Here is a 12,768-nt window from a genome sequence, read left to right on the forward strand (position 1 = left end):
AGGAGATTTTACGTCTATGAGAATTGCTTATAACTACAAAAAAACCAGAAAAAGAAGTGGCAAGCCGAAAATAACAAAGAATTTTATATTGCAGATGGGTGAAGCAAAAGTAGTTTCTAACCCGTTAAAACGCCTTTTGAAAAGAAAAAAGAAACAACCCTTATTTAGAAAGTAAGAAAGGACGCCAAGAGTACATCAATTGCTGAACACAAAGGATATTTGCTCAAGCTACGGAAAACATAAGGTTTTGCAAAACATTTCATTAGAGTTGCAAGCAGGAGAGATTTTAGGACTTTTAGGCCCCAACGGTTCCGGAAAGTCAACTTTAATGAATTTATTAGCATTAATAAGAAAACCAGACTGCGGTCAGATTTATTTTGAAAAAACCAATGTTTGGGAAAAGCCGGCTGTGATCAGGCGGTTGGTTGGTTATGTGCCTCAGGACATTGCTCTTTTTGAAGAACTTACGGTACACGACAATCTGATGTGCTGGTCTCGTCAGAAAACGAAGACAGCAAAAAAACGCATTGCAGAAATTTCTGAACAGCTTGATCTGGAATCAATTTCAGGCAAGCGGGTTTCTACACTTTCAGGAGGTATGAAGCGCAGAGTCAATCTTGCTGTTGCTCTTTTAGATATGCCAAAGCTGCTGATTATGGATGAGCCTTTTGCCGGGATTGACAGTGAACATGAGCAGTCAATAGAAAACTTTTTGATCGAATTACGAAAACAAGGCATAAGCCAGATAATCTCCGGTCATAACCCGGAGCAAATTATCGAACTTGCCGACAAATTGTTAATTCTTAATCAAGGTATGACCGTTTTTAACGGCAGCAGTGAAGATTTTCGTAAAATCTCTGCAGTCAACTCTACTCGCCAAACAATGCAGAATATGCTCACAGGCAGGTTAGTATGAGATTTTTTCGCCTCGATCTAAAAAGGATGTATTCAGGAAGATCTTTGATTGCAATGTGCCTGATTTTGCCAATATTAGTGATATTGTTATTCTCGTCCATAGTTGTTCCTATGCTAAGGACATCTGAAAATCTTCATTATAATGTCGCAATATACGACGCTGACGGCAGTGAGGACGTAAGACAGTTTGTACATCAACTGGTAAATTCACATGCCCTGTCAGATCTGATTGTGGTATATCCTGTTCAGGATCTGGAAACAGGATATCGCCTGATTAAAGAAGATCAGGTGTCGGTACTCATACATATTCCTGAACAACTTTTTGAAAAAATTAAAGCCAGAGAAGAGGCTGCTATTGAAATCATAAGTCTTGATCGCCATGCTCTCGAATCAAGTCTTGTAACAACCACTTTGAATCAATCTCTGGTAGCTGTGGGACAAGGTCAAAATCAAATAGACGAAGCCAGAGATCTATTGCTCCAGCAAGGAATCTCTGCATTGGATGCCGACAGATTTTTGCGTACTACTACCGATATATCAATAAGTAATTATATGCAAAGACGTGATGTACTTGGCGCACAAGGAGCTGTTTCACCACTAGGAGAATATTTACCGATAGAGTATTATCTGATTGCAGTGTATATTTTCTTTGCAGCACTGGCGATGCTGCCCTTGATCCGCTTTACCAATAAAGATCTTCATAGCATAATTATGCAACGCGGATTGTTAAGTGAACTTCATAGCTGGAGATTTTACCTGATCAGATTATTGTCCGGCACCATCCTGATCTCTTCTGTTCTGGCAATTTTAATACCTGTCAGCAGACTGCTTCGTTTTGCAGATTTATATTTAGGTGCTGTTACTAGCAGCACAGCCGCAGTTTTAACAGCAATATTCCTTCAGTCACTAACACTTTCTGCGATGGCTCTAGCTATTGCCAGCTGGATCAGAAAAGCTGATTCTGCTATGTGGGTCGGTTTTTATTTTGCGTTGTTCATGGCAATAAGTGGTGGTGTCATTATTCCAGAAGGAGCTTTGCCGGTTTGGCTTTCACTTTCCGGAAGGTATCTTCCCCTTAGATCAGGAATGAGAGCTCTTAGCAATGCTGTTTTTAATTATGAGGCAACTACATTCTGGAGTGAAATTGTCTGGCTGCTGCCCTCTTTGTTTTTACTAACTGCAATAGGGCTGGCAGGATTCAGATTCTGCGAAAACAACAATACAAGGAGGGCTGATCTGTGAACTGGAAACAATTTTACATATCAAGGTTTATTCTCAGCCTCAAACATCCTTTTACAATGATGTTTATTATTTTAGCTATCATTGTCGCACTCTCTCTGGGGGCACTCGCTCAAGCGGATAATGACCCGGTGCTTAATATAGCAATTGTTCATCAGGATCAAGGCAGTTCCGGTCAAAGGCTAATTGATTTTGTCAGCAATCATTCTTATCTTAATGTTGAAATAACAACACAGCAGCAAGCCTCTATCTTGCTTAATCAGGATCGGTTGGAAGCTTATTTTATTATTCCTCAAAACTATTCGGAAAAAATGGGCAGGCGGGATTTTTCCAATTCAATTATTCCTGTGGTAGCACCATCTTCCAGATTTACTGCTGCAGTAAGCGAACCCTTCATAACCGGAACACTTATGCTTTACACTGAGCAGCTGGTATTTGACCGTACAAGATATTTTTTCAGCCAAAATGATATTCCTTATACTCAAGCTATCTATAATAGGCAAAAGCAAGATGCACAGGCGATTTGGACTGAAGGCTCACAAATTAAAGTTAATCAAATTACTTTGCAGGCTGAAGAAAATGAGCAAAAACAAAATAATAAAGCAAATGTATTCTCACAATTATCCACAGGAACAACGACAGCTTTACGCTGGTATGCTGCTTTATCTATTTTTTACATAATAGGAGGTTCTTCCTGGCTCCTTGATATTATGCGAAAAAACATTCTGTTGCGAATAATACAACTTGATATAAGTTTATGGAAACTTATATTATTATCAAGTCTGCCTCCTCTTTCGATCGCTACAGCTGGATTTTTGGTTACAGGATTTATAGGCATCAGCTTTTGGGGAGGCTCTGTTATGTCCGTCTTTCTTCTTTTGCCAGTATACATTATATATATGGCAGCAATTTCTTCAATTATGATTTTAATGTCAAATATGGTAAGTCAGCCTCTGACTTTTTTATTTGCTGCTCCTGCAATTACTTTTATTCACGCTATCTGGAGTGGTCTGATAGCACCTTTACCGCAATGGGCCAAAGTGCTGGAATCTATTTCGATTATTTTGCCAGGCTACTGGTTTGGCAATATAATCTCCAAATTTGAAACCATTTCAACCGTTGATAAAACGTCTCTTTCTGTAGGTTTTGAATCTGCAAAAAATTTATCCTCATCTGATGTAAATAATTTTCTCTTTATTTTAACAGGACTTTTGATTTGCAACACTTTCTGGTTTATACTTGGTTCAGGGTCTTATATTTTACGTGCCAAATCAAATAAAGGGAAAGCGCATGAGTTTAACCGCTAATATATTGTTTAATCTTTATGCTACTATCATAGCAATTGTAATTTTACTTCAGCGGCGCAAGCATCTGGATCGTCATTCCATGCAGTTCAAACTGTTTACATCATTATGCTTTACTTTGATACTGCTTCTTATAGTGGATATTTTCAGCCGCATGGATGGTTACGATTACAGTTTCTTTCCAATAGCTAACAGAATAGCAAATTTTATGATTTTCCTTTTTAATCCTATACTTCCCTCTCTCTGGCTTCTATTCGTTTTCGATCAGATAAATATTGGCGAAAAACAATTCGGCAAAATGATTTCAAGGCTTTCTGTTTTATACTTGATTTATATGGTCTTCAACGTAATCTCTTTGCCGATGGGCTGGTTTTACTCAATCGAGCCAGGCAATATATATCAACGCGGACCGTTGTTTTGGATACCACTTTTCTGGACAGTTGCACTCATAATTTTAACAGAATTTTTAATCATCTGGCGCCGCAAGCAAATTGACCACAAGCAGTACTTTTCCATGCTTTTCTTTCCAGTGCCTACAATAATAGGGATTTTTCTTCAGGCAAGATTTTATGGCATTCCTTTCTCATTAAATTTAACAGTAATATCACTTTTAATCCTGTTCTTGAATCTTCAGAACAAGCATATGAACATAGACTACCTTACAGGTGTAAGCAACCGTAAAGGGTTCGACGAAACCTTATTGACAAAAATCAGGGGAGCTTACGAAAGCCATTCCAGCTTTGGTGGTATCATGATAGATCTTAATGATTTTAAACAAATAAATGATATTCTGGGACATGATGTAGGCGATGAAGCTTTGGAAACAGCTGCTAAGCTGTTAAAAAGCTGTGTCCGTTCTAATGATACCATTGCCCGTTTTGGTGGTGATGAATTTATGCTGCTTATAGATACAACAGATTATCACAAGCTGCATAGCACAGCTGAGCGAATTATAGCAAGAGTTAATCATTATAATCAGGTAAGCACCAAACCGTACCGGCTAAGTTTTAGCATTGGCTATGCGATGTTCGATTACAAAAAACACAAATCGGCAGATGCTTATGTCCGCAATCTGGACGATCTGATGTATAAGCATAAAAGGCAGATCAAAGCTTCCAGAAAATTGAACAACTAGGCTCATTCGTCAGTCTTGCTTCCCCTGTTAAAATAACAGAGGCAGGCATTTATATAATCTTTATATAATAATTAATCTTTAATTTCTCCTCTTTTTTTGAGGTCACTCACAATTTTTTCGAAAAATTCTTTATCTATCTTAAACTTAAAATGATATACCAGATAACCGGCAACTATAAAAACCAATGGCAACACAAGCATGGCCGCTTTCATGATTAGAAGACCCTGTTCTGTTACCTCCGCAGCAGTTTCAGCTTCATTAATACCAGATATAATTACGGTAGCACCTGTGATTCCACTGGCTATAGCTCCACCCATCTTATTAATGAATGGTTGCAGGGAAAACGAAACACTATCATTTCTTTTGCCTAGCTTCCATTGTCCATACTCAATAGTATCAGCAAGGAAAACCAGCATCAGAAGCTGAATAAAGGCCTGTCCCATGAATAGAAGAAGTCCTGCCAGTCCAATAAAGATCATATTCATAGGAGAGAAAAAGAAAATAATATATCCTAGAACAACAAAAACAGTTGCACCCTGATAAAGTTTTTTGCGCGAAAAGTGCTTTGAAAACAAAGGGAAAAGAGAAAGAGCCGTAATCTGAGCGATGCCTAGAATAACAGCAAAAATTGCATACATCCCTTCATCTCCATAAGCGTATTTGAAGAAATACAAACCAAAACCGGTAGTGGTCATATAACCAATCATAAACAAGGCCATCGAGATAGCAGTAAATAGCAGCTGGTCATTTTTTACGATCGCCATAACCATGCCCTTGAGCGTGGTAGTTTCTTGTGTTTTAAAAATATTGCGCGGCTCTTTTACACCGAGCAAGGTAATCATCTGTCCGCCCCACATAATTACAACAACCATTATGGCAAAAACAAAGTAAGCCTGACGCATATTACCAAACAGTTCTCCCAGTGCAGCAGTTATTGGAACTATACCTGCTACAACAGTAAACAAACCTATGTTGGCACAAATTCTGGCCGTAGCACCTATCTTTTCTCTTACTTTTTGATCCATAGATAATGAAGGCAGCATTGACCAGTAAGCAATATCATTAACTGTAAAACTTATTCCCCAGCCTACATAAATAATTGCGAAAGTAACAATAAAACCGGTTCCACCTATACCTATATCGGTGAATAAAAGTATTGTAAATATGCCCGATACAAGTGCTCCGGAAAATATCCAGGGCTTGAATTTGCCAAAACGACCTTTTGTATTATCTACAATCGTACCCATAATCGGATCATTCAGAGCATCAAAAACTCTTGCGGCAAGAATAATGCCCGTAACCCACCATAAAGTACTGCTGCTGACCCTTAAAATATCGGTCAGATAAAATATCAGGTACATGCTAACCAGACTATAGAGCATATCGCGTCCAATTGTCCCAAGACTGAAAGTTATTCTGTTTCTGCTATCCCTCTGCTTGTTCATTGGCATGTCCTCCATCTTTTTCGTTAATTAGATACAAATGTGAACCAAAATCTCCCAACATTCGAATTCGATCGCTATAACCTGTACCCATATACTGGTTGTTGAGCATTATTCCTCTATGCAGTTGACAGCCTTTTGCCGTGTATGTTTCTACACAGTCTGGAAGAGTATAAATCTTCCCTGCCAATCGAACCAAAGGATTAACCGGATTAATATTTATGGGCAAAAGATGATTTATCAGACTGCCGAAACGTTCAATCGATAAACGCAGCGGCCTGGTCTCTACGACATACATTTTTTCTTCATCCAGTCCTACTATAGGCAAACTATCGTATCCTTCTGCTGCTTCCATACGTTTTTGATAAAACCCGGCAACGGCACAAGAAAGATCTGAAGAAACTACCTGCCAGTGAACTTTATTCTCTTTTTGTGCCGGCAATCTGTAAAACTTGCCAAACTGAAAAACCTTGCGATATTTTTTGTAAAACTCAATCTGCTCTTTAACTTCTCTTTTTTGCAAACGATTAAGGAAATTGAGATTAAACTCATAGCCAAGACAACCAAAAGCAGCAACCTGAAAACGGGTTGCCAATGATGTCTGCCTCAAAGTCTGTGAATGAGGTGAATCTGCAACATGCGAACCTATTGCAGAAAGAGGATAGAACATGGAAAGTCCACTTTGTATTTCCAGTCTTTCAATAGGGTCTATATTGTCTGATGCCCAGATTTGAGGAGAAAAGCAGAGCATGCCAAGATCAAAACGATTGCCGCCACTAGAACAGCTCTCAAGCAAAATCTCTGGTCTTTTAGCAAAAATACGTTTTAAAATATCATATAGGCCTATACAATAGCGGTGATAGAATTCTCCCTGATTTGAAAGAAGCGCAGAATAAACATCGCTCATATGACGATTCATATCCCATTTGACATAACTGACTGAAGATTCATCAAGTATACTGCCAACAGACTCAACAATATAATCACGCACATCACTTCGGCAAAGATCCAGTACTAGCTGATGTCTGCCTAAAGCAGCTTTGCGACCCGGCAGCTGAACAGCATATTCAGGATGAAGCCGATAGAGATCACTATCGGGATTGATCATTTCAGGCTCAAACCACAAGCCAAATTTCAATCCCATCTTTGCTAACTTGGCAGCAAAAGCAGGTAGCCCTGACGGGAATTTTTTACGGTTTACATTATAATCTCCCAGCCCGGCACGATCATTATCTCTTTTACCAAACCAGCCATCATCAAGAACAAATAATTCGACCCCTAAATTAGCAGCTTGCCTGGCCAGGCGCAATAATCTACGCTGATCAAAATCAAATTAATGTGCTTCCCAACTATTTGCTAGAACAGGCCTTTCTTTATAACGCCACAAAGGCGGGATAATGTGATTATGAATAAAATTATGAAAATTAGCACTCATGCCATTAAATCCTTGATTGCTAAAAGTCATTACAGCCTCAGGTGTTTCAAAACTACCATCAGAAAGCTGCCAGTCAAAACAATAAGGATTGATACCGCTCATTAATCTTACAAGACCGAACTCATTTTTCTCAACAGCCTCATAATGATTACCGCTATAAACAAGATTGAAGCCATATACTCTACCACATAGTTCATCTGTACCTTGCTCGGATAAAGCAAAAGCAGGATTATGACGATGACTTGAATTTCCAGTCAGGCTTTCACGTATTGTAACACCAACAGGCAAAAGCTGTTTTTGCCGCTGCCCTTCCCTAATCCAGCTGCCATGCAAAGTAGTGAGAGAAAAATTCCTATCAGGCATGTCTAGCATAAGACTCATCAGCCTGCGGATTTCGATAATTCTGCCCATTTTATTTACAAGAACAATTCTACGTGTAATCACATCACAGTCGGCAAAAACCGTATAAATAATTTTGAGTTCTATTTCGTAAAGAACTTCTTTCAAAGTGATTTCCAGATATTGCACATTATTATCATGACTATTATGCGCGCAAGGAAGGTTTTGCATCGGCAAAACGCCTTCGCCCGTGACATAACTGTCAAAAACAAAGTCGCAGACAAACGTGCCATCCGGCATTTTTAATTCTATCGGACTATGCCTGAAATCACCTTTACCTGTGCCAGCCCATTCAAGAGCAAGAGCATCGAGTGAATATGTTTCATCACTTTCATCATAAAGAACAGAACCACCCGTAACAGCCGTACGTTTGAAAACAAGAGAATTAATATCACATTTAACCGGTAATTTTTCACCATAATAGACATGCTCCGGATGTCCAAACGACGATATTTTGAAAATATAACTGGTATTATTAGTGTTCAGGTAAAAAGTATTATCAATCGCTTCAATCATTTTATTATCTCCAGCACAATTGCCTCATAAGGTTTTAATATACCGTCAAAAGTCTGCCTGCCATAATTAGACACAATCAAATCACCACGATGCTGAAGCCTTATTTTTTTAGACGAAAAACTAAGAAGAATCAACATTGTTTCACTACCGGATTTACGTTCATACACAATGTGACTTTTCTTTGCTTCAAGCAAATTAAAACTACCATGCAGCAATGCCGGATGTTCCCGCCGCAGATTTATCATGCAACGATAGAAATTCAATACCGAATCAGGATCTTTATCCTGCTTTTGCATATTAATCTTATGGTAATTATTGTTTATTCCCAGCCAGGGTCTTTTTTTGCTAAATCCGGCAAAAGGCTCTTCCGACCATTGCATTGGTGTTCTGGCATTGTCTCTGCTGCTTCTTTGCATCATTTTCCAGCGCAAACCAGCCGGGAAATATAATTTACGTGCCAGCCTGTCTATATTATGAGACTCAACATCTTGAAGCTGCTCCAGAGAAGTAAAATCAAAATTAGTCATACCTATTTCTTCACCCTGATAAATAAAAGGAGTACCTCTTTGTGTTAATAACAAGACAGCCAGCATGGTAGCAGATTCACGCCAATATCTGCCATCATTGCCAAAACGAGAAACACTTCTTGGTTGATCATGATTTTCCAGATAATTAGCAGGCCAGTACAAAGCCTGTTGCCAACGATTGATTATTTTACCAAAACGCGCCGGGTTGAATTTACGCTTAAACCATTTAACAATAAAATGATCGCTATCCATATGTTCAAAGGAAAATATCATATCCAGCTCTTCCCGCTCCGGATCGCATAATTCTTTTCCCATTGAAAGGGTTACAAAAACGGTCTCCCCAACTGTAAAACAATCATAGTCACTCAAAACATCTTGGCGTAATTTGCGAAGAATCTCATGGGTTCCCGGTCTGGATATATAGTGTTCATTCCCCGTAAGAATAAAGCGTTTACGCCCATCTTCAAGAGAGTCTTTATAAATTACATTAATGACATCGCAGCGGAATCCTGCAATCCCACGATCGAGCCAAAAACGCATTATTTTCTTTATTTCTTCAAGAACAGGCGGATGATTATAATTGAGGTCAGGTTGACCTTTGGCAAAAAGATGCAAATAATACTGACCGCTTTTATCGTCATAAACCCAGCAATCCTCACCGAAAAAACTTGTCCAGTTATTCGGCGGCTTATTGTTCTCTTTCCCCTCTCGCCAAATATAATAATCACGATATGGGCTATCTGGATTTCTGCTTTGCTGAAACCACTCATGCTGGTCGGACGTATGATTGATAACCAGATCCATTATTATCCTGATACCACGCATACCAGCCTGCCTGATCAATTCATCCATATCTTCCATAGTGCCGTATTCTTCATGAATATCGCAATAATCACTAATATCATAACCACAATCAACCTGTGGAGATTTATAAACCGGAGACAGCCAGATAACGCCTACTCCCAGACTTTTAAGATAATCAAGGCGACTGATAATGCCGGGAATATCCCCTACTCCATCTCCATTGCTATCCTGGAAACTCCTGGGGTATATCTGATATACAACCTCATTTTGCCACCATTTCAAATTCTGAACATCCGATTTCATGATAACACCTCTCAGTCTGCTGCAATCATTATTTATGTTGAACCAGTTACCATAACTACCAGTCTATAAAAGGATTATGAAAACGTGTACCTGTGCGAAAAGTCAGCCACATGCCAAGAGCAAACAAAATTATTGTCAGGATCATAATAAAAGCATCTACTCTGGTAAAAGGGCGTCCCGAATACCATGTTCTTTTCTTCTTTTTACCAAATCCTCTAAGTTCCATCGCATTACTGATAAGATCGATTCTTTCCAGCGACGAGAATACCAAAGGCATCAGAATTGCTGCAGAACCCTTGACCCTCTTATACCAGGCAACCTTACCCGAAAGCTCAATCCCCCTTGCCTGCTGCGCTTTAGAAATATCCTGATAATCACGCTGAACATCAGGTATATATCTCAAGGTAAGGCTTATGGCGTAAGCGATCGAATAATTAACTCCTATCTTATTTAGAGAAGACGCAAATTCACTTGGATGTGTAGTCACAATAACCAGAATAGCTATAGGCACCACAACACAATATTTGAGAAAAATATTCCCCTGATAATATATCTGCTCAGCAGTCAGCGTATAACGTCCTATACCATCCCAAATAATATTTCTCGTACCATAAATAGCAACACCTTGTTCCGGTGCAAATAAATAAATCGCCAGCAGATTAAGCCCCATAAATACCAGAAGCAGCTTAAAGATAAAGGATATCTCAGAAATTTTTGTTTTGGAAACGAAAAAAGCCGTAATGCCTATTACTGCCATCACAAGTAAAATTCTGGCATCATATGTTGTCATGGCAAGAATGGCCCACAAGAAAAAGAAAGCAAATTTTGTAGCACCGCTAAGTGTGTGAACAGGAGATTTACGATCTATATAAGATAGCATCAAATTACTCAATTCTCACGCACCTCCCTGTCAAAATGAATAAACCGCTGCACAAACCCCCTTGGATCATCAAGATTGCAACGAATTGCCAGATCATAAAGAGAAGTCCTTTTAAGACTGGCAGCCTGAATCAGGGCATCATCTGTAAGAACATTCGCAGGTGTATCATCAGCAAGTTTAACGGAATCAGAAATTACAATCGCTCTTGTAGTATATTCAAGCATCAAATGCATATCATGCGTTATCATTAAAAGGCTAAGCCCTATTTCCCTATTCAATTCAAGTAAAAATTCCATGATCTGAGTATAATGATAAAAATCCTGACCTGCCGTAGGCTCATCCAAAATCAAAAGCTGTGGTTTTAATACCAGAATTGACGCAATGGTAAGTCTTTTTTTCTGACCAAAACTAAGAGCACTTACAGGCCATTTCCTAAAAGGATACAAACCACAAACCTTCAATGTCTGGTCAACACGTTCCCTGACCTCTTCCTCCGGTACTTCGCGAACACGTAACCCCAAAGCAACTTCATCATAAATCATCGGCAAAGAAATCATCTGATTGGGATTTTGCATTATATAGCCGATTTTTTCAGCACGTTCCTTAATTGAATCTGTCATCATATCCTGTCCGCAATACTTCAAACTACCTTTCTGAGGTTTTTCAAAACCACAGATCAATTTAGCCAGAGTCGATTTACCGGCTCCATTTCGCCCTACAAGGCTAACCGCCTCACCTTTACCGATAGCAAAAGATATATCATCAACAACAAGCTTTTGCCGTAAATCCTGCGGATAGAAAAAGCTGATATTTTCTACTTCAAGAAGAGGCTCAAGCTTTTTTTTCTCAGGAGAAGGAGGGAGACCGACATCCCATTTCTTTAATTTTTCGCCAGCAACAGACAATTCCAGAAAATTTACATTCTCAGGTCTTATCTCTTTTGTGATTTCGGCACCTGAATAACGTAAAGCAGTAAGATATAGCGGTTCTCTTATGCCGATTTCTCTTAACAGATTGCCCTCAAGCAGTTTATCAGGCGATTCATCTGCAATAATACGTCCTTTATGTACAACAACAATTCTATCAACACTGCGAAAAAGAACATCTTCTAAACGATGCTCTATGATAACAATAGTTTTATCAGTTTTCTTGTGCAGCATATCAATCAGATCAATCGCATGCGTACCGGCTTGAGGATCCAGATTGGCTAAAGGTTCATCAAACAGAAGAATATCCACTTCATCAATCAGCACACCTGCAACTGAGACACGTTGTTTCTGACCACCTGATAAATCCTGAGGAGCTTTATGAAGCTGGCTTTCAATCTCAACCAGATTTGAAACTTCCAGTACACGCTGTCTCATTTCAGGCTGCGGCACACAATCATTTTCCAGTACAAAAGCAATGTCTTCACCAGCACTTAAGCCGACAAATTGACCATCAGGATCCTGAAGAACTGTTCCGACAAGTTTAGAAATATCAAAAATACCTTTAGACAAAGCATTATCACCAGAAATTGTTAACTCTCCCTGGCATTTACCCTTAAAAGCATGAGGGATCAAACCGTTAATACAATGCGCAAGCGTTGATTTGCCGGAACCTGAAGGCCCCACAATCAGAATCTTTTCTCCCACTTTGATATCAAGATTAATATCATACAAAGTAGGCTCAGACTGACTGCGGTATTTGAAGCTAAAATCCTTAAAAACCAGACTGGAATCTATCATTTACAACCCCTTGATTAAATATTTTGGTTAAATATTATAGCAAACGTCAGGTCATACTTACTGACCTGACGTTTAACAACGGCTCTTTTCTGCAAAAACAGCAAATGCAAATTTTTGCACATGCAGTTATAAATTCGCCAGA

9 protein-coding genes and 1 pseudogene are annotated in these 12,768 nt (G+C 39.0%); 4 read left to right on the top strand and 6 right to left on the bottom strand.

Annotated features, from left to right (window positions below):
- Positions 1 to 199 precede the first annotated feature (199 nt).
- The 4 genes from AC0KSB_RS04755 to AC0KSB_RS04770 are packed head-to-tail and all read left to right on the top strand — an operon-like array spanning position 200 to position 4,593.
- Positions 200 to 916, top strand: coding sequence for an ABC transporter ATP-binding protein (locus tag AC0KSB_RS04755; protein ID WP_472307072.1), 717 nt, complete (start codon positions 200 to 202; stop codon positions 914 to 916).
- Positions 913 to 2,157: an ABC transporter permease gene (locus AC0KSB_RS04760; protein WP_472307073.1), complete on the top strand. Its 1,245-nt coding sequence runs from the start codon at positions 913 to 915 to the stop codon at positions 2,155 to 2,157. Before AC0KSB_RS04755 ends, AC0KSB_RS04760 begins: the two co-directional genes overlap by 4 nt.
- The gene (locus AC0KSB_RS04765) at positions 2,154 to 3,461 is read left to right on the top strand and encodes an ABC transporter permease (RefSeq protein ID WP_472307074.1); all 1,308 of its coding nucleotides are present in this window, start codon (positions 2,154 to 2,156) and stop codon (positions 3,459 to 3,461) included. Before AC0KSB_RS04760 ends, AC0KSB_RS04765 begins: the two co-directional genes overlap by 4 nt.
- The gene (locus tag AC0KSB_RS04770) at positions 3,445 to 4,593 is read left to right on the top strand and encodes a diguanylate cyclase domain-containing protein (protein WP_472307075.1); all 1,149 of its coding nucleotides are present in this window, start codon (positions 3,445 to 3,447) and stop codon (positions 4,591 to 4,593) included. Before AC0KSB_RS04765 ends, AC0KSB_RS04770 begins: the two co-directional genes overlap by 17 nt.
- A gap of 71 nt (positions 4,594 to 4,664) precedes the next feature.
- Here AC0KSB_RS04770 and AC0KSB_RS04775 read toward each other — a convergent pair whose 3' ends face one another.
- The 6 genes and pseudogenes from AC0KSB_RS04775 to AC0KSB_RS04800 form a co-directional block, all read right to left on the bottom strand.
- On the bottom strand, positions 4,665 to 6,038 hold the full coding sequence (locus AC0KSB_RS04775; RefSeq protein WP_472307076.1) for a glycoside-pentoside-hexuronide (GPH):cation symporter: 1,374 nt from the start codon (positions 6,036 to 6,038) through the stop codon (positions 4,665 to 4,667).
- Entirely contained in the window at positions 6,019 to 6,477 is a 459-nt protein-coding gene (locus tag AC0KSB_RS04780) for a GH36 C-terminal domain-containing protein (RefSeq protein ID WP_472307177.1), read from the bottom strand. The genes AC0KSB_RS04775 and AC0KSB_RS04780 overlap by 20 nt, the downstream gene beginning before the upstream one ends.
- Before the next feature lie 24 nt (positions 6,478 to 6,501).
- Positions 6,502 to 8,385 (bottom strand): annotated as a pseudogene (locus tag AC0KSB_RS04785) (alpha-galactosidase); the annotation flags it as partial.
- Entirely contained in the window at positions 8,382 to 10,019 is a 1,638-nt protein-coding gene (locus AC0KSB_RS04790; protein WP_472307077.1) for a glycoside hydrolase family 13 protein, read from the bottom strand. The gene AC0KSB_RS04790 and the pseudogene AC0KSB_RS04785, both read right to left, overlap by 4 nt.
- Before the next feature lie 55 nt (positions 10,020 to 10,074).
- On the bottom strand, positions 10,075 to 10,899 hold the full coding sequence (locus AC0KSB_RS04795) for an energy-coupling factor transporter transmembrane component T family protein (protein ID WP_472307178.1): 825 nt from the start codon (positions 10,897 to 10,899) through the stop codon (positions 10,075 to 10,077).
- A gap of 8 nt (positions 10,900 to 10,907) precedes the next feature.
- On the bottom strand, positions 10,908 to 12,626 hold the full coding sequence (locus AC0KSB_RS04800) for an ABC transporter ATP-binding protein (RefSeq protein WP_472307078.1): 1,719 nt from the start codon (positions 12,624 to 12,626) through the stop codon (positions 10,908 to 10,910).
- Positions 12,627 to 12,768: the final 142 nt, after the last annotated feature.

The sequence above is a fragment of the Ercella succinigenes genome (assembly GCF_900002895.1).